Here is a 16,953-nt window from a genome sequence, read left to right on the forward strand (position 1 = left end):
TACTCGGGCGGGCCGGTTCAGTGGTTATTTATCCCCCGCCTTTGGAATAACCCGCCCCCGCGGCGCCTTCATGCTGAAATCTACGTTTTTAATAACCGCCGCCGTTGGGGGGCGCGCCGGCTGCATCTCAGCCGGCGGTGGCGCCCGATGTGCGCGACAGGCCGTCCTTGGCCGGCTGGTAGGTCGGGTCGAGATGGACGGCTTCGCGGTAGGCCTTCGAGGCCTTGACCTTGTCGCCGCGGCGCTCGTAGATCAGCGCCTGGTTGGACCAGGCTTCGGCGTTCTTGCCGTCGAGCTTGATGGCCATGTTGAAGTCGGAGAAGGCGTTGTCCTCGTCATTCATGGCGAGATAGGAGAGGCCGCGGCCGTTATAGGGTTCGGCCGCGTCCGGCGCCAGGGAGATGGCGGTCGAGAAATCCTCGATGGCAAACTTGTGCTGGCCCTGGCTTTGATAGATCAGGCCGCGATTGTGATAGGCGCGGGCATCCGTGGTGTCGAGCTGGATCGCCTTCTGGAAATCGTTGAAGGCCTGCTGGGTCTGGCCGGCCTTGCGATAGAGGTTGCCGCGGCCGATATAGGCGGCGTCATAATTTGCATTGATCTGGATCGAGCGGTTGTAGTCGGCAAGGGCGGCCGCCTGGTTGCCGAGGAAGCGCTGGATCAGTGCCCGGTTCGAATAGGCCTGGTAGAAATTCGGGTTGAGCTGGATGGCGGTGTCGAAATCCTTCAGCGCCGCCTGGTACTGGCCGCCACGGCCATAGGCCGAGCCGCGCACATTGTAGCCTTCCGGATCCTGCGGATTGCGCTGGATCACCGCCGACAGCGAGGAGATGTTCTCGCTTGAGCCTTGCGCCTTGTCGATGTTGTTGAATTCGCCGGTCGGAACGCTCTGGCAACTGGCAAGCACCAGGCCGGACATCAGGGCTGCCGCCAGGGCCAAACCGCGCATTGTGGTTTTGCGCTCTACGCCGATTGCGTTCATGTCTGCCCTGTCCTCACTTCAGCGCGCCGTCCAGGTCCCCCTCCGGGCCGGGTCACAGATTGTCGTAACAAAATCTAGAACGCCGTTTGCGCGTTCAAGGGAACGGCCTCCAACAGAATGGCGGCGCTCCAAACAAAAAGGTGGCGGCGATTCCGCATCGCGCCACCTCAGAGTATCCTTCGAAAAGGACGAAAAATTGGCGTCAGAACCGCGGCGGACGCGGAGCACCACCAGGACCACCGGCGGCGCCGGCAGCAACCGGGCGCGGCGTCATCGGCAGCAGGCCTTCGCGCTGGGCGCGCTTGCGCGCCAGCTTGCGGGCGCGGCGAACGGCTTCGGCCTTTTCACGGGCGCGCTTCTCGGAAGGCTTCTCGTAATGGCCGCGCATCTTCATTTCGCGGAAAATGCCTTCGCGCTGCATCTTCTTCTTGAGAGCGCGAAGCGCCTGATCAACGTTATTGTCGCGGACGAGTACCTGCACGGGCAATCCTGTCTTTCGGGTTTGATATCAACAGGCAAGTGACCATAGCCACATGCCTCCGCGGCGCTTTACACCACGAATTGTGGCGGCTGATAGCAGAATCAGGCCGCGCTGTCCACACTGGAAATGAAGGACAACCGCCAATTTGCCACGGCAGCCCCGAGATAGGGCGCCAACTAGGCGCTGGCCAGATGGAGCCGTGCGAAATCCTCGAAGAATTCGCCGTAATCGCAGGTAATTTCCTCGCCGGCTGATATATCTCGAGTGGCGGTGGCGCCGCCATATTGCGAAAAATCCGTGTTCGGCCGCTCGGCGTGGTTCATGAAGCGGCCATTATCGACTTCATAGACCATGAAGCCGGGACGGTCGGGGCTCGGATAGGCATAGCGGTCGAGCAATTCCTTGAGGTGCGGCGGCGCCGCCTCGTATTTGTCCATCGGGATCAGCCGGTCGAAATCCGGATCGAGCCGCCATATCGAGGCGCCCTTCCTGATCGGCTCGGCGGCGAACACGCCGACGCCTTCGATTGCGCTCTGGGCGACATAGGTCCTGATCAGCAGCATGTCCGTCCTCCTCACCCGAAACCGAATCGCCAAATCGCGTGGAAAAAGCAAGTCCGGTTTCGGGTTCTATGGCTGATCGGCGCGGGCGATGACCCGCGAAATGCTTCACGTCCGGGTGATCGAGACGCCGCCATCGGCAAACAGCGCCGATCCTGTGGTGAAGCTCGACGCATCCGATGCCAGGAAGAGCGCAGCGCGGGCGATCTCTTCAGGCACAGCGACACGTTTCAAGGCATGCAGGTTTTCCACGAAAGCGCGTGATTCCGGCGTCTTGAATGTTGCCGACGGGGTGTCGGTGCCACCCGGCATCAGCGCGTTGACCCGCACGCCCCTGGGGCCGTATTCGGCGGCCAGTACCTGCGTCAGGCCGATCAGTCCGGCCTTGCTCGCGGCATAGCTGGTCATGCCCGGCATGCCGACTGTGTGACCGACGAAGGTCGAGGTGAAGATCAGCGATCCGCCGCCGCGTTCGACCATCGCCGGCACCTGGTATTTCGCGCCGAGAAAGGCGCTGGTCAGATTGGCGTCGAGCGTCTCGCGCCATCCGTCCAGCGACAGTTCCGAAATCGGACCCATCGTTCCGACGGAGCCGACATTGTTGAAGGCGATATCGAGCCCGCCGAATTTTTCGACGGCGAGATCGACGAGGGCTTTTGCATAGGCTTCGTCGCGGACATCGCCGGCAAGCGCGACTGCCGTGCCGTCGGCGTCCTCGATTTCGACGACCAGCGCATCGAGTTCGGCCTGGCGGCGGGCGGCGATGACGACCCTGGCGCCTTCTTCGGCGAAGAGTTTTGCGGTGGCGCGGCCGATGCCGGAACTGGCGCCGGTGACGATGGCGGCTTTATTGGCGAGTGCGAACATTTTCTTACATCCTTTCATCGCGCCGGCTGTGCCGGCAACCGGGATGTTGATCGCAGTTCGAGACGGTGCTAGCCACCCGATACGTGCTCGACTTGCTGAATGGCTTCGCAGCGGCACAAGCGCCGCGCGCCGGACTATTGCTTCAGCAGCCAGCCGAGGCGATCGAGCGAAAATGCGTAGCTGATGGCGATGAGCAGCGTGATGACAACGCCCGTAGTCGTGTGACCGGCGGCATAGAATCCGGCTGCACCGCCAAACAGGATGGCCAGTTCAAGCACCAGCCTGACTGCGCCTGGTACAGGAACCGGCGCGCGTCCGGACCGGCTCGGATCGCCGCGCACCGCGAAGGTTCCCCACAGCGCAGCTGCAATGAACGGCAAGGCCAAGGCGAGGACCCAGCGCCACCATCCGCCGGAGAGGCTCCAGCCGGCAAAGCCGAGGCCAAGCAAGGCGGCAAGTTCCAGCAGGAAACGCAAGGTCAGATATTCCACCAGGCGTTGCCCATATACGTCCTCCAGAGTCTCGCGATCGCCAGTGTGTCCGAACGCAGCCATGCCTGCCAGCCCGGGCAGGTCTTTTCCACCGCGGCGCAAAACGGCAAGCGCCGTCGCAAACAGCGCAAGGGTGGAAGCGCCGTTTCGCTAGTGATACACCTCGCGCGCCGGGGCTGCGTAAAATACCCCACCGCCATTTGCGAGGCTGGAACGTTGAAAAAATATTCGGTATTCGCCATCGCCCGCGAGGCCATGCGCGGCCACAAGGGCTGGGAGGAACAATGGTCCTCGCCGGAACCGAAGAAGGAATATGACGTCATCATCGTCGGCGCCGGCGGTCATGGCCTGGCCACCGCTTACTATCTCGCCACCGTGCACGGCATCACCAATGTCGCGGTGCTGGAAAAGGGCTGGCTAGGCGGCGGCAACACCGGGCGCAACACCACCATCATCCGCTCCAACTATCTCTATGACGAGAGCGCCGGCATTTACGACCATGCGCTGAAGCTGTGGGATGGGCTCTCCCAGGAACTCAACTACAACGTCATGTATTCGGCGCGCGGCGTCATGATGCTGGCGCACAATGTGCACGACATCCAGGTGCTGAAGCGCCATGTCCATGCCAACCGTCTCAACGGCATCGACAATGAATGGCTGACGCCCGAGCAGGCGAAGGAATTCTGCCCGCCGCTCAACATTTCCAGGCAGGCGCGCTATCCCGTTGTCGGCGCCGCCTTGCAGCGGCGAGGCGGCACGGCGCGTCACGATGCGGTGGCCTGGGGCTATGCGCGCGGCGCTTCGGCGCGCGGCGTGCACATCATCCAGAATTGCGAGGTCACCGGCGTCAAGCGGGCGGCCAATGGCGCGGTCATGGGCGTCGACACGACGCGCGGCTTCATCGGCGCCAAGAAGGTCGGTGTGGTGGCTGCAGGCCATTCCTCGGTGATCATGAACATGGCCGGCGTGCGCATGCCGCTGGAAAGCTATCCGCTGCAGGCGCTGGTGTCGGAGCCGGTTAAGCCGGTGGTGCCTTGCGTGGTGATGTCGAACACGGTGCACGCCTACATCTCGCAGTCCGACAAGGGCGAACTGGTGATCGGCGCCGGTACCGACCAGTATGTCTCCTATTCGCAGACCGGCGGCCTGCACATTTTGCAGCATACGCTGGACGCCATCTGCGAGATGTTCCCGATCTTCACCCGCATGAAGATGCTGCGCTCGTGGGGCGGCATCGTCGACGTGACGCCCGACCGTTCGCCGATCCTGGCCAAGACGCCGGTATCAGGCCTCTATGTCAATTGCGGCTGGGGCACGGGCGGCTTCAAGGCAACGCCCGGCTCAGGCCATGTCTTTGCCCACACGATTGCCAAGGACGATCCGCATCCGATCAACGCGCCCTTCACCATCGAGCGCTTCCGCACCGGGCGCCTCATCGACGAGGCAGCAGCGGCGGCGGTGGCGCACTGATGATGGTGGAACTGGCTGTAGCGGTGCCGCTGGTGCTGGCGGGGGAGCAGGACCTGTTCCATTTTCCGTCACCGGACGAGGTGCGGACGCAGCCGATCAGCCGCGCCGGCAACGAAGCCAATTGGCCGTTTTCGATCGACGCCGGCATTCTGGCATGCGTGTGGAGCGGTGGCCAGAAGGTGGTCATCTTCATGGAGAACAGGCCCTCCGATCTCGGCGAGGACGACACATTCGATGCGCGCAGCGTCATCGTAACGACCGATCCGTTTCAGCTCACGATCGGCAACATGGCGTATCGCGAGCTGTTTCGCCCCGCCGCAAGTGTAGAGGAGCGCATTCGGCTCGTCGCGCCTTTTGCGGCGATGGGCCAGAGGCTTTGCAACCAACCGGCCGGCGCGCATGTCGGCCACGGCGAATTGTAGGAACGAACGATAATGCTTCTCATCCGCTGCCCCTATTGCGAGGAAGAGCGCCCGGAGCTCGAGTTCCGTAACGCCGGCGAGGCGCATATTGCGCGTTCGGCCAACATGGCGGGCGAGAGCGACGACGCCTTCGAAAAGTTCTTCTTCATCCGCTCGAACCCCAAGGGCATCATCTATGAGCGCTGGCGCCACATCCATGGCTGCGCGCGTTTCTTCAACGCGGTGCGCGACACCGTCACCGACAAGTTCGTCATGACTTACAAAGCCGGCGAGCCGAAACCGTCCAAGCTGCCCAAAAACTCCAACGAAATGGCTTCCAAATGAGCGGCGCGTTCCGCATTCCGAGCGCCGGCCGTCTCAGCCAGGCCAAGACCGCGCGGTTCTCTTTCGACGGCCAGTCTTACACCGGCATCGAAGGCGACACGCTGGCCTCGGCGCTGCTTGCCAATGGCGTGCATCTGGTGGGACGTTCGTTCAAGTATCACCGTCCGCGCGGCTTCCTGTCGGCCGGAGCGGAAGAGCCAAATGCGCTGGTCGAGGTCAAGCGCGACGCGGCACGCAAGGCGCCCAACATCCGCGCCACGGTGCAGGAGCTCTATGACGGGCTCGTCGCCAACTCGCAAAACCGCTGGCCGTCGCTCGCCTTCGACGTCGGCGCGGTCAACGATCTGGCATCGCCGCTGTTTTCGGCCGGTTTCTACTACAAGACCTTCATGTGGCCGAAGGCGGCCTGGAAGAGTCTCTACGAGCCGAAGATCCGCGCCGCGGCGGGTCTCGGCGTTTCGCCCGACAAGCCAGATCCCGACCATTATTCCTCGCGCTATGCGCATTGCGACGTGCTGGTGCTGGGCGGCGGTGCGGCCGGCATCGCGGCAGCGCTTGCCGCTGCCGAAACCGGCGCGCGTGTCATCCTCGTCGACGAGCAGGCCGGCTTCGGCGGCAGCCTGCGTTTCGAGAGCGGCGCCAGGATAGACGGCCATGACGGCTTTGGCTGGGCGCAAGCAGCGGTAGCCAAGCTTGCCGCCATGGACAATGTCCGTGTGCTCTCGCGCACGACGGCGTTCGGCTATTACGCGCAGAATTTCGTCGGCCTGGTCGAGCGGGTCAGCGACCATCTGCAAAACCCCGGCCACGATTTGCCGCGCGAGCGCCTATGGCAGGTACGCGCCAAGCGCGTGGTGCTGGCGACCGGCGCCATCGAACGCCATATGGTGTTTACCGACAATGACCGGCCCGGCATCATGCTGGCCTCGGCGGCGCGGACTTATCTCAACCAGTACGGTGTCGCGGTCGGCAAAAATGTCGGCGTCTACACCGCCAATGACTCGGCCTACTCCGCCGCGATCGACCTGAAGAAGGTCGGCGTCAACGTGGCGGCGATCGTTGACCTGCGCGACCATCCGACCGGACCTGTGATCGACGAGGCGAGGGCGCTCGGGATCGAGGTCAATTTCGGCCGCGCGGTGATCCGCGCCGGCGGCAAGTTGCGCGTGACCTCGATGACGGTGCAGCCGAAGAATGGGGGCGGCGAGCGCACCATTCCGGTCGACGCCATCCTGATGTCGGCCGGCTGGACGCCGTCGGTGCATTTGTTCTCACAGTCGCGCGGCAAGGTCGCCTTCAATGACGAGACCAAGCGCTTCGTGCCGGGCATCTATGCGCAGGACTGCGTTTCGGTCGGCGCCTGCAACGGTACGGATGGGCTCTCGGCGTCGATCGACGAAGCCTATGCGGCCGGCGCCAAGGCGGCGAAGGATGCGGGCGGCAAAGTGGCCAAGGGCGTTAAGCCGAAGGTCGACGCGTCGGAAAGCTGGTCGCGCGGCATGCTGGGCGCGGCGCCCGGCGCCGGGCCGGACAAGACGGTCAAGGCCTTCGTCGATTTCCAGAACGACGTCACCGCCAAGGACATCCGCCAGGCGGTGCATGAAGGCATGCGCTCGATCGAGCACGTCAAGCGCTTCACCACCAACGGCATGGCGACCGACCAGGGCAAGACCTCCAACATGCACGGCCTGGCGATTGCCGCCGAGACGCTGGGCAAGCCGATCCCCGAGGTCGGGCTGACCACGTTCCGCGCACCCTATACGCCTGTCACTTTCGGCGCGATCGTCAGCCATTCGCGCGGTCCGCTGTTCGACCCGACACGCAAGACCGCGATCCATCCCTGGGCGGAAGCTCAAGGCGCGGTGTTCGAGGATGTCGGCCAGTGGAAGCGCGCCTGGTATTTCCCCAAACCCGGCGAGGACATGCACAAGGCGGTCGACCGCGAATGCGTCGCTGTGCGCAGCAATGCCGGCCTGTTCGATGCCTCGACGCTGGGCAAGATCGAAGTGGTCGGACCGGATGCGGCCAGGTTCATGGAACTGCTCTACACCAATCCATGGGAGAAGCTGGAACGCGGCCGCTGCCGCTATGGCATCATGCTGCGCGAGGACGGCTTCATCTATGATGACGGCGTCGTCGGCCGACTGGCGCCGGATCGTTTCCATGTGACGACGACAACCGGCGGCGCGCCGCGCGTCATGAACCACATGGAGGACTATCTCCAGACCGAGTTCCCGCATCTCAATGTCTGGCTGACGTCGATCACCGAACAATGGGCGGTCATCGCCGTGCAGGGGCCGAAGTCGCGCGACATCATTGCACCGCTGGTCGAAGGCATCGACATGTCGGACGAGGCGCTGCCGCATATGTCGGTGCGCGAAGGCAAGATCTGCGGCGTGCCGACCAGGCTGTTTCGCATGTCGTTCACCGGCGAGCGCGGTTTTGAAGTCAACGTGCCGGCTGATCACGGCCAGGCGGTCTGGGAAGCGCTGTGGGCCGAAGGCCAGAAGCATGGCGCTACTGCCTACGGCACCGAGGCCATGCACGTGCTGCGCGCCGAAAAGGGCTACATCATCGTCGGCCAGGACACGGATGGTACGGTGACGCCGAACGATGCCGGGCTCGACTGGGCGGTCGGCAAGAAGAAGACCGATTTCGTCGGCATCCGCGGCCTGAAGCGGCCCGACCTTGTCGCCAAGGGCCGCAAGCAGCTGGTCGGCTTGAAGACCAAGGACCCGAAAGTGGTGCTTGAGGAGGGCGCGCAGATCGTCGCTGACCCGAAGCAGGCGATCCCGATGAAGATGATCGGTCACGTCACATCCAGCTACTGGTCGGAAAATTGCGGTCGCTCGATCGCGCTGGCGCTGGTTGCCGGCGGCCGCGACCGGATGGGCGCCACGCTCTATGTGCCGATGCCGAACGGCGTGATCGAAGTGGAGGTTACCGGCATGGTGTTCTTCGACGAGACGGGAGGGCGCCTCAATGGCTAAGGCTGCTGCAAAGAAGACGGCCCCAGCTGCAGCGGCGTCGGTCGAGCGCCGCCCGGCCCTGGCTGGACGCGTCGTTTCCGCAACGGATGTCAAGGTCGAGGTGCTGCCGCCGGCGGAGCGCATGTCGCTGCGCGCGCCGGAGGCTTCCGTCGCGGCGCTGTCGAAGGCGCTCGGCCTGACCTTGCCGAAGCAGCCGAAAACTTCGGCGTCGAAGACAGGGCGCACGGCGCTGTGGCTTGGCCCTGACGAGTGGCTGGTCATCGATGAGGCTGGCAAGGATCCGCTGGCCGATCGTGCTGGGGTTGCCGCATCGCATTCGGCGGTCGGCATCTCGCACCGCAACGTCGCCTTCGCCGTCACCGGCCCGGCGGCTGCCGCCGCGATCAATGCAGGCTGCCCGCAGGATTTGTCGCTCGAGGCTTTTCCGGTGGGCGCGGCGTCGCGCACCATTCTCGGCAAGTGCGAAATCCTGCTGTTGCGCACGGCAGCCGACGCTTTCCGGGTCGAGTGCTGGCGTTCCTTCTCGGACTATGTCTTTACTTTCCTGTCGGAAGCAGCCAGCGACGCGGCGGCGTAGGAACGTTTGACGGGTCAAGCCGTTCTGCTTCCCCCATCAGGGAGAACATACGATGCCGTCGAAAGCGCCGCCGAAGTCAGCTGGCAAGACGTCCGCCGTGCGCTCACTCGAACATGAGCAGCATCACGAGGTGACTGCCGAAGAAGAACTCGAGGAAGGCCTCGAGGACACTTTTCCGGCCAGCGATCCGGTGTCGATCACCTCGACCGCCATCCCAGGCGCGCCGGCAAGACCCGGCAAGGCCAAGACGGTGCCGGGTCGCAAACCGCGCAAGAAATAACCCGTTCGGCTACGCCAGGTTTGAACTCAGGAAAAGCCGGCTTGCGCTGAGGAAAAAACGGGCGGCCGGGATTATCCTGCCGCCCTTAAATTAGTCGTTGTGCTGTGGTCGAGCCCGATCAACTTAGAACGTGCTCGGCACGATCCATGGGTTGATCTCGATGCCGAGACGCGGGCTCTTGGCCTTGACGTCGGACTTTTCGACCGAGCCGGTCACGGCGCAATCGAGCTTGGCATTGGTCGTGGTGTCGACGCAGGTGGCGGCGGGGGCCTGCTTGGTCGAGTGTGTGTTGTTGGCGGCGAAAGCCGAGCCGGAGAGAGCCAGCACGGTGGCGAGGGCGAGAAGGGTCTTGTTCATGTCAGTCTCCATCGGTTAAACTTTTTTCGTACATGTACGATACAACGTACACATACGTCCACCGAGATGGGTTTTCAAGTCGAAAAACGTACGCGTACGACAAATTTTTTTGAATGCCGAAAATTGCGGCGCACTGACACAGCCGAAGCTGTCAGGCCGGCGTTGAATTGGAGGGGCGGGGATGCTCAGCAGTCGACCGGGGTCTCGGTCAGCGGCGGCACATTCTGGGTGCTGAGCGTGGCGAGTGTGAAATCGCACATCCGCGTCACGAAAGCCTGTGGATCGCCGAAGGGGTAGAACGGGAACGTGATCAAAAGCGAGATGGTGCCGTGGCCGACTGCCCAAAGCATGGTGGCGATGGCGCGCGGATCGCCCTGCAGCTTGCCTGCAGCAACGCAGGCCTCGACCCTGGATATCAGCGCTTTCATCGCCGGGTTGGCCTCTTCCATGTCCTCATAGCTTCTGCCTTCCGGCAGCTTGGTCTTTTCGGTCATGAACACGGTGCGGTATTCGTTGGGATTGCCGAGCCCGAAGGCAGCATATTCGGTCATCACCGCACGCAAGGCCTCGATCGGATCGTCGGAAGGATGCTCCTCGATGCGGCGGGCAAGTGTTTCGAAGGCATCCTCGGCCAGCGCAAACAGGATGTCTTGCTTGTCGGCGAAGTAGGAATAGACCGACATCGGAGCATAGCCGACCCGCTTGGCCAACTTGCGGATGGTCAGGCCTTCATAGCCCTCTTCCTTGACGAGCTTGTGGGCTGCGTCGAGCAGTTCGGAACGCAGTTCGGCCTTTTGTTTCTCGCGGCGTTTCTGGACGCTCAGTGGCAAGATCCGGTGCCTTTGGTTGGTTGTGCATGACTAAATATATACGCTGTACGGAAACGGGCAAGGGCGCTGTCAGGGGCATCAAAAAGCGACCTCAAGCTTTCTCTCGAATAGTCGTGCCCGTTCTGGTCCATTTCGCCAGCATCTATGTCACAACCTGGGCGCACGCAGGCAACATCGGACTGTTACAAACAAAGCGTATTTGGCGGCTCTGCAAGAAATTTCGGTTTTGGGGGGCCTCTATGGCTGCGATAGAGCTTTCGTCCGGGCTGCCGGGCGCACATCCACTTTCTCATGGCGCAAGGCTAGCGCTCAGGCGGGTCGTGATAGTCGCATGGCTGGCTATCGCAATCGGCTTCGCCATGGAAGCGCTTATCTTGACTGCCGGATTTGCGGCAGGTTCGCACCCGGCCCCGACCCAGGTTCTGATAGACTTGGCGCAAGGCGTGACCTGGTCATTCTTCGTCTGCGCCGGCGTCAGCCTCGGCACGGCGATCACCAAGGTGCGAGCCTCGCTTGGCGGCCTGATCGCCATGATCTCGGGGCCGCTGGCCATGGGCATCGCCAAAGGTACGCAAAAGGTGATGGTGAGCGCGCTTGATGTATCGGCAAAGCCCGTGATCCTGTCGCTCACCACGCTCGGTATGTTGCGGGCGATCGAGTATGGTTTGCTGGGCTGGATGCTGGCTTCGCTGGCATCCAAGGAAGAACCTCGCTCGCTGCATTTCATGCTGGCGGGTGCCTTGGCCGGCGCGGTGTTCGGCGGCGGGATCACGGCGCTAACGATCGAGACTGCCGCAGCCAAGGACATTGCGCTGGCATTGCCGCAGGCTGTCGCCACCGGCCTCATTGAGATCGTGTTTCCGATCGGATGCTCGCTGGTCGTCTACATCGCCCTGCAAGTCAGCCGGCACATGAAGTTCATTTCCAGCGATGCGCGCTAGAGCAGGATGATTTCAGGTCGAATTGACCTGAAATCTGAATCCGGGTCTAATCAAATTGATAGAGCATGATGTCGTCCGAAAACCGCTTCACACTTTCGGCATCATGCTCTTTCTACAGACGGTGATCGGTTTGCGTCCTGTTTCCAGGCCGGTTGCCACCACCTCCGTATGGGCTTGCTCCCCGGTCGGGGAACGGAACTGATCCGATCTGTCATCAAATCGCGCCGACCACAATATCTGATTGTCGAGTCAGGTTCGGTCGATCAGCTTGGCGGCAAGGTGCGACAGCAGCTTCACCGCTTCGCCATAGGTCCTGGCCTTTTCGGGATTGGAGGCGTTGCCGTCCAGCGCCCGCTTGTAGACGCCCTGACAGATGGCCGCCAAGCGGAAGAAGGAGAAGGCGAGGAAGAAGCTCCAATTGTCGATGCCGGCCAGCCCGCGCCGACGGCAATACGCCGCGACATAGGCTTCCTCCAAGGGAAGGCCGAGGGCGGCGCGGTCGACGCCGCCAAGACCGCGAAAGCCCGAGGCGTGCGGCAAGCGCCATTGCATGCACTGGTAGGCGATGTCGGCAAAGGGGTGGCCAAGCGTCGACAGTTCCCAGTCGAGCACGGCCAGCACTTTCGGCTCATTGTGCGCGAAGATCATGTTGTCCAGCCGGTAGTCGCCATGCACGAGAGATTTTCGGCCGTCATCGGCCGGCATATGCGTCTCCAGCCACGCGATCAGCAGGTCCATGTCGGCGACCGTGCCGGTCTCCGAGGCGCGGTACTGGCTGGTCCAGCGTGCCAGCTGGCGTTCGAAGTAATTGCCGGGTTTGCCGAAATCGCCGAGCCCGACCGCCTCGACATCGACATCGTGCAGGGCCGCCAGCGTGGCGTTCATAGCATCGTAGAGGGCGGCGCGCTCATCGTTGCCAGCGGCCTCCGGCACTGCCGGATCCCAGAAGATGCGGCCGTCGAGAAAATCCATGACGTAGAACATGCGGCCGATCGGCGTCGCCTCCGCCGACAGATGCAGCATCGCCGGCACCGGCACGGCGGTGCCGGCCAGCGCCTTCATGACCGTGAATTCGCGGTCGACCTGATGCGCCGATTTCAGCAACTGGCCCGGCGGCTTGGCGCGCAGGACATAGCGGCCGCTGGCCGCGGTCAGCAGATAGGTCGGGTTGGACTGGCCGGACTTGAATTTTTCGATTGCGGAAAGTCCGGCAAAACCCGGGATGTGCAACTCGAGATAGGGCGCAAGTTCTGTCTGATCCAGCGCATTGGCGTCGCCGCTCATGCGGTCTCCGGCTCACGCTCCATCAGCGTCAGCGTCAGCCAGCGCGCGGTCAGCGCCGGCTTCTTCGAGCCTTCGATCTCGATGGTCACGTCATGCGCCGTCTGCACCCAGCCCGACGGCCTGACCTTGACGTCGGCCAGCACGAAGCGGGTGCGGATGCGCGCGCCGGTCTTCACCGGCGCCAGGAAGCGCAGCGAATCGAAGCCGTGATTGACTCCCATCTTGCCCTTTTCCAGCGGCGGCATGGTCTCGAAGGTCATGGCCGACAGCAGCGACAGCGACAGAAAGCCATGCGCGATGGTGCCGCCGAACGGCGTCTCCAGCCTGGCGCGCTCGGGGTCGCAATGGATGAACTGGTGGTCGTCGGTGGCGTCGGCGAACTGGTCGATCATGGTCTGTGTGACCTCGCGCCATGGCGAGACGCCGACTTCCTTGCCGACGCTGGCCAGAAGCACATCGAGACTGATCGGTTCCACTGCGGTGTCCTCCCCTTGCCGCCGACCGCGGCTCATTCCTTGAACAATGTCAGCCCATGCTGCACCGACTGCCCGCCGTCGATCGGCAGGATGGCGCCGGTGACATAGGAACCGGCACGGCTGCACAAATAGAGCGTTGCGCCGCCGATGTCATCCGCCACGCCGATACGTCCGATCGGCACATGGCTGCCGACATGTCTGGCCTTTTCGTCGGTGCCGGTGGCAAAGGCGGTCATCCGGCTCTGGAAGGGACCGGGCGCGAAGGCGTTGACGGTGATGCGCCGCGCCGCGAGTTCGATCGCCAGCGTGCGCGTCAGGTGGTGAACGGCGCCCTTGGACGCGGTGTAGGAATAGGCGTCGTCGGCCAGCGGCTGCGTGCCCATCACCGAGCCCAGATTGACGACGCGAGCCGGATCGGCATCGCTGGCCGCGGCTTCCAGCAGCGGCAGCAATTCGCGCGTCAGATGAAAGACGGCGGTGACGTTGACGGCGAACACCTTGGCCCAGCCGCTATAGGGAAAATCCTCCAGCGAGGCGCCCCAGGATATGCCGGCATTGTTGACGAGGATGTGCAGCTTCTCGGTGCGCGCCTTGACCTCGCTGACCAGCGCGGCAATGCCTGCTTCGCTCGAGACGTCACCGGCGAAACCTTCGGCACTGCCGGAGCCGCCGAGCCCGTTCAACTCAGCGGCGACCTTGATGCAATCCTCGCCCTTGCGCGAGGCGATCATCACGGTAGCGCCGGCTTGGACCAAAGCGGTCGCCACCATGCGGCCGATGCCGGTCGCGGCTCCCGTCACCAGCGCTGTCTTGCCGGCGACTGAGAACAGTTCTTCCAGATGGCTCATCGCAATTCCTCCGCGCCTCTCTGCTCACGGTCTGGGGCGAAAGGGCTCGCGTTGACAAGGCTACCCGAAGTACGGTCATCCTTGCCACGGGTAAAGTGCCCCAGATGCGTGAAAGGGTTGGAGACCGATGGCGGACATGAATCTCGGCATGACCGAGCGGCTGAAGCCGATCCACGCCCGCGTCGCCACCATGGTGCGCGATGAGATCATGCCGCTCGATCATGAGTTTTTGAGCGAGGTCGGCAAGGGCGGCGACCGCTGGGTCTACACCGCGCGGCAGACCGAGATCCTCGAAGGGTTGAAGAAGACGGCCAAGGAGCGCGGTCTGTGGAATTTCTGGCTGACCGGGTCCGAGCGCGGCTACGGGCTCTCGACCGTTGAATATGCCTATCTCGCCGAGGAGATGGGCAAGGCGCATCTCGGCGCCGAGACCTTCAACTGCTCGGCGCCCGACACCGGCAATATGGAGGTGCTGGAGCGCTATGGCTCGGAGGATCACAAGCAGGCATGGCTGGCGCCGCTGCTCGAGGGGAAAATGCGCTCGGCCTATCTGATGACCGAGCCGGACGTCGCTTCCTCCGACGCCACCAACATCGCCATGCGCTGCGAACGGCGAGGCGACGACTATGCACTCAACGGCGAGAAATGGTGGGCGTCGGGGGCCGGGGACCCGCGCTGCGCCATCTACATTGTCATGGTTCGGACCGGCGGCGAAGCCGAGCCGCAGCACCGCCGCCATTCGATGATCCTGGTGCCGTCCGGTACCAAGGGCGTGACCAAGCTGCGGCCGATGCAGGTTTATGGCGACGACGACGCGCCGCATGGCCACATGCATCTTCGCTTCGACAATGTGCGGGTGCCGGCCGGAAACCTGATCCTCGGCGAGGGCAGGGGGTTCGAGATCGCCCAGGGGCGGCTTGGCCCCGGCCGCATCCACCATTGCATGCGCGCCATCGGCCAGGCCGAAATGGCGCTGGAGCTGCTGTGCCAGCGCTCGGTGCGCCGCGAGGCCTTCGGCCAGCCATTGGCCAAGCTCGGCGCCAATTTCGACATCATCGCGGAGTGCCGCATGGAGATCGAGATGGCGCGGCTGCTCTGCCTCAAGGCGGCGTGGATGATCGACCAGGGCGATGCGCGCGCAGCCGCGCCCTGGATCAGCCAGATCAAGGTCATCGCACCGCGCGTCGCGCTCAAGGTCACCGACGAGGCAGTGCAGATGTTCGGCGCGCAAGGCATCAGCCAGGACACGCCGCTGGCACGCTCATGGACGCATCTGCGAACCCTGCGCCTCGCCGACGGGCCGGACGCCGTGCACCGCCGGCAGGTGGCGCGCACGGAGCTCAGGAAATACACGCAGGAAAGGGTCTGAGTGGATGAAAACCCTCATCGCCCGCGATTTCGCGCCGCTCGACCAGCTCGTCCATGCCGACAATCTGAAGGAGCTGGTCGGCTGGCATCTCGCCGGCAAGGTTCGGCCGGCCATCGAAGGCACTTATCCGCTGGCCGATGCCGCCGCCGTGGTGACGCGCGTGCTTGGCCGTGGCGCATCCGGCAAGCTCATCCTCAAACTGTAAGGAGCCCCGCCATGGCGATCCCCTCAGACATGAAAGCACTGCTGCTGACCGGCGACGGCTACACCAGGACGCCCTCCGGCAGTGCGCTGGAGGCGATGGAGCCGTATCTCAAGCTTGGCAGCATCGGCGTGCCGACGCCCGGACCGAGCCAGGTTCTGATCAAGGTCAGCCTCGCCTCGATCAACCCGTCCGACGTCATGTTCATCAAGGGCCAGTACGGTCAGCCGCGCGCCAAGGGCCAGCCGGCCGGCTTCGAGGGTGTCGGCACGGTCGTTGCCAGCGGCGACGAGCCCTATGCGAAAAGCCTGATCGGCAAGCGCATCGCCTTCACCACAGGCGTCACCAATTGGGGTGCGTGGGCGGACTATGCAGTTGCCGAAGCTGCCGGCTGCATTCCGCTGCTCGACACGGTCCGCGACGAGGATGGCGCGGCGATGATCGTCAACCCGCTCACGGCGCTCGCCATGTTCGACATCGTCAAGGAGACGGGCGAAAAAGCCTTCATCATGACCGCCGGCGCTAGCCAGCTTTGCAAGCTGATCGCGGGTCTCGCCAAGGAGGCTGGGTTCCGGCCGATCGTCACCGTGCGCCGCGACGAGCAGATTCCGCTGTTGAAGGAGATCGGGGCTGCCCATGTGCTCAACGAGAAGGCGCCGGATTTCAAGGCAGCACTACGCGATGTGGTCAAGGCCGAGCAGCCGCGCATCTTCCTCGATGCCGTGACCGGGCCGCTGGCCTCGGCGATCTTCGACGCCATGCCGAAGCGCTCGCGCTGGATCATCTATGGACGGCTCGATCCGGACACCACTGTCATCCGTGAGCCCGGCCAGATGATCTTCCAACACAAGCACATTGAAGGTTTCTGGCTGGTCGAATGGATGCGCCAGTTCCGCGACAAGCGCGGCCCGGCGATCATGGAAGCACAGAAGCGCTTTTCGGATGGGCGCTGGTCAACCGACGTGACGGCGGTGCTACCGCTGGATGAGGCGATGGCGAAGGCCCCGGCGGAGCTGGCCAAGCCGAACGGGAAGGTGTTTATTAGGCCGTGACTTTCTACCCTCCCCCTTGTGGGGAGGGTCGACGCAAAAGCCAATTTTTTGGTTTGTCCGGGGTGGGGGGGTTGGGGCGAACCCGTGTTTTTACGGGGGCCCAGGCCCCCCGGTTTTTTGGGCCGGCCCCCCCCCCCCCCCCCGCGGGGC

The 16,953-nt window shown here is 63.5% G+C and carries 20 protein-coding genes; 10 read left to right on the forward strand and 10 right to left on the reverse strand.

The annotated features are described in order from the left end of the window. Nucleotides 1-127: 127 nt before the first annotated feature. The 5 genes from NKH35_RS29040 to NKH35_RS29060 all read right to left on the reverse strand — a co-directional run bounded on the left by NKH35_RS29040 (nucleotide 128) and on the right by NKH35_RS29060 (nucleotide 3,444). Nucleotides 128-982 carry a tetratricopeptide repeat protein gene (locus tag NKH35_RS29040; RefSeq protein WP_023671137.1) on the reverse strand — a complete coding sequence of 285 codons (855 nt, stop codon included), beginning with the start codon at nucleotides 980-982 and terminating at the stop codon, nucleotides 128-130. A 202-nt stretch (nucleotides 983-1,184) separates the two neighbouring features. Beyond that, nucleotides 1,185-1,463 carry a 30S ribosomal protein S21 gene (rpsU, locus tag NKH35_RS29045; RefSeq protein WP_023671138.1) on the reverse strand — a complete coding sequence of 93 codons (279 nt, stop codon included), beginning with the start codon at nucleotides 1,461-1,463 and terminating at the stop codon, nucleotides 1,185-1,187. A 176-nt stretch (nucleotides 1,464-1,639) separates the two neighbouring features. After that, complete coding sequence (locus NKH35_RS29050; protein WP_023671139.1) at nucleotides 1,640-2,026, reverse strand: SET domain-containing protein; 387 nt, start codon at nucleotides 2,024-2,026, stop codon at nucleotides 1,640-1,642. Nucleotides 2,027-2,131: 105 nt separating this feature from the next. Beyond that, nucleotides 2,132-2,890 carry an SDR family oxidoreductase gene (locus NKH35_RS29055; RefSeq protein WP_023704048.1) on the reverse strand — a complete coding sequence of 253 codons (759 nt, stop codon included), beginning with the start codon at nucleotides 2,888-2,890 and terminating at the stop codon, nucleotides 2,132-2,134. 134 nt (nucleotides 2,891-3,024) lie between these two features. Then, nucleotides 3,025-3,444, reverse strand: a complete 420-nt coding sequence (locus NKH35_RS29060) for a YrdB family protein (protein WP_352917190.1) — start codon at nucleotides 3,442-3,444, stop codon at nucleotides 3,025-3,027. Nucleotides 3,445-3,597: 153 nt separating this feature from the next. Between NKH35_RS29060 and NKH35_RS29065 the strand changes: the two genes are divergently transcribed. The 6 genes from NKH35_RS29065 to NKH35_RS29090 are packed head-to-tail and all read left to right on the forward strand — an operon-like array spanning nucleotide 3,598 to nucleotide 9,444. Then, nucleotides 3,598-4,851, forward strand: coding sequence for a sarcosine oxidase subunit beta (locus tag NKH35_RS29065; RefSeq protein ID WP_023686460.1), 1,254 nt, complete (start codon nucleotides 3,598-3,600; stop codon nucleotides 4,849-4,851). After that, a complete protein-coding gene (locus NKH35_RS29070; RefSeq protein ID WP_023686459.1) occupies nucleotides 4,851-5,273 on the forward strand; it encodes a hypothetical protein in 423 nt (140 codons plus the stop codon). The genes NKH35_RS29065 and NKH35_RS29070 overlap by 1 nt, the downstream gene beginning before the upstream one ends. Before the next feature lie 12 nt (nucleotides 5,274-5,285). Beyond that, entirely contained in the window at nucleotides 5,286-5,597 is a 312-nt protein-coding gene (locus tag NKH35_RS29075) for a sarcosine oxidase subunit delta (RefSeq protein ID WP_352917192.1), read from the forward strand. Beyond that, a complete protein-coding gene (locus tag NKH35_RS29080; protein WP_352917193.1) occupies nucleotides 5,594-8,587 on the forward strand; it encodes a sarcosine oxidase subunit alpha in 2,994 nt (997 codons plus the stop codon). The genes NKH35_RS29075 and NKH35_RS29080 overlap by 4 nt, the downstream gene beginning before the upstream one ends. Then, nucleotides 8,580-9,164, forward strand: coding sequence for a sarcosine oxidase subunit gamma (locus tag NKH35_RS29085; RefSeq protein ID WP_352917195.1), 585 nt, complete (start codon nucleotides 8,580-8,582; stop codon nucleotides 9,162-9,164). The genes NKH35_RS29080 and NKH35_RS29085 overlap by 8 nt, the downstream gene beginning before the upstream one ends. A 52-nt stretch (nucleotides 9,165-9,216) precedes the next feature. Then, the gene (locus NKH35_RS29090; RefSeq protein WP_023671147.1) at nucleotides 9,217-9,444 is read left to right on the forward strand and encodes a hypothetical protein; all 228 of its coding nucleotides are present in this window, start codon (nucleotides 9,217-9,219) and stop codon (nucleotides 9,442-9,444) included. A gap of 123 nt (nucleotides 9,445-9,567) precedes the next feature. Here the strand turns inward: NKH35_RS29090 and NKH35_RS29095 are convergent, their stop codons facing one another. Both NKH35_RS29095 and NKH35_RS29100 read right to left on the reverse strand, forming a co-directional pair. Beyond that, a complete protein-coding gene (locus NKH35_RS29095) occupies nucleotides 9,568-9,801 on the reverse strand; it encodes a DUF680 domain-containing protein (protein ID WP_023671148.1) in 234 nt (77 codons plus the stop codon). A 185-nt stretch (nucleotides 9,802-9,986) separates the two neighbouring features. Then, a complete protein-coding gene (locus NKH35_RS29100) occupies nucleotides 9,987-10,631 on the reverse strand; it encodes a TetR/AcrR family transcriptional regulator (protein ID WP_023671149.1) in 645 nt (214 codons plus the stop codon). A 113-nt stretch (nucleotides 10,632-10,744) separates the two neighbouring features. Between NKH35_RS29100 and NKH35_RS29105 the strand changes: the two genes are divergently transcribed. Continuing rightward, a complete protein-coding gene (locus tag NKH35_RS29105; protein ID WP_352917197.1) occupies nucleotides 10,745-11,572 on the forward strand; it encodes a hypothetical protein in 828 nt (275 codons plus the stop codon). 249 nt (nucleotides 11,573-11,821) lie between these two features. On the opposite strand, the gene NKH35_RS29110 is transcribed toward NKH35_RS29105, so the two are convergent. From NKH35_RS29110 to NKH35_RS29120, 3 genes are read right to left on the reverse strand one after another with little or no spacing between them, the layout of a single operon-like run. After that, a complete protein-coding gene (locus tag NKH35_RS29110; RefSeq protein WP_352917199.1) occupies nucleotides 11,822-12,856 on the reverse strand; it encodes a phosphotransferase family protein in 1,035 nt (344 codons plus the stop codon). Further along, the gene (locus NKH35_RS29115; protein WP_352917201.1) at nucleotides 12,853-13,368 is read right to left on the reverse strand and encodes a MaoC family dehydratase; all 516 of its coding nucleotides are present in this window, start codon (nucleotides 13,366-13,368) and stop codon (nucleotides 12,853-12,855) included. The genes NKH35_RS29110 and NKH35_RS29115 overlap by 4 nt, the downstream gene beginning before the upstream one ends. Further along, on the reverse strand, nucleotides 13,365-14,180 hold the full coding sequence (locus NKH35_RS29120) for an SDR family oxidoreductase (RefSeq protein WP_352917203.1): 816 nt from the start codon (nucleotides 14,178-14,180) through the stop codon (nucleotides 13,365-13,367). The genes NKH35_RS29115 and NKH35_RS29120 overlap by 4 nt, the downstream gene beginning before the upstream one ends. A 127-nt stretch (nucleotides 14,181-14,307) precedes the next feature. On the opposite strand from NKH35_RS29120, the gene NKH35_RS29125 reads away from it, so the two are divergent. The 3 genes from NKH35_RS29125 to NKH35_RS29135 are packed head-to-tail and all read left to right on the forward strand — an operon-like array spanning nucleotide 14,308 to nucleotide 16,803. Next, nucleotides 14,308-15,549 (forward strand): acyl-CoA dehydrogenase family protein, encoded by a 1,242-nt coding sequence (locus NKH35_RS29125; RefSeq protein WP_352917205.1) that lies wholly within the window; start codon nucleotides 14,308-14,310, stop codon nucleotides 15,547-15,549. After that, nucleotides 15,452-15,754, forward strand: a complete 303-nt coding sequence (locus NKH35_RS29130) for a zinc-binding dehydrogenase (RefSeq protein ID WP_081730910.1) — start codon at nucleotides 15,452-15,454, stop codon at nucleotides 15,752-15,754. Before NKH35_RS29125 ends, NKH35_RS29130 begins: the two co-directional genes overlap by 98 nt. Nucleotides 15,755-15,765: 11 nt before the next feature. Then, on the forward strand, nucleotides 15,766-16,803 hold the full coding sequence (locus NKH35_RS29135; protein WP_023691846.1) for a zinc-binding dehydrogenase: 1,038 nt from the start codon (nucleotides 15,766-15,768) through the stop codon (nucleotides 16,801-16,803). Nucleotides 16,804-16,953: the final 150 nt, after the last annotated feature.

It is taken from the genome of Mesorhizobium sp. M1143 (genome assembly GCF_040318435.1).
Lineage (GTDB): Bacteria > Pseudomonadota > Alphaproteobacteria > Rhizobiales > Rhizobiaceae > Mesorhizobium.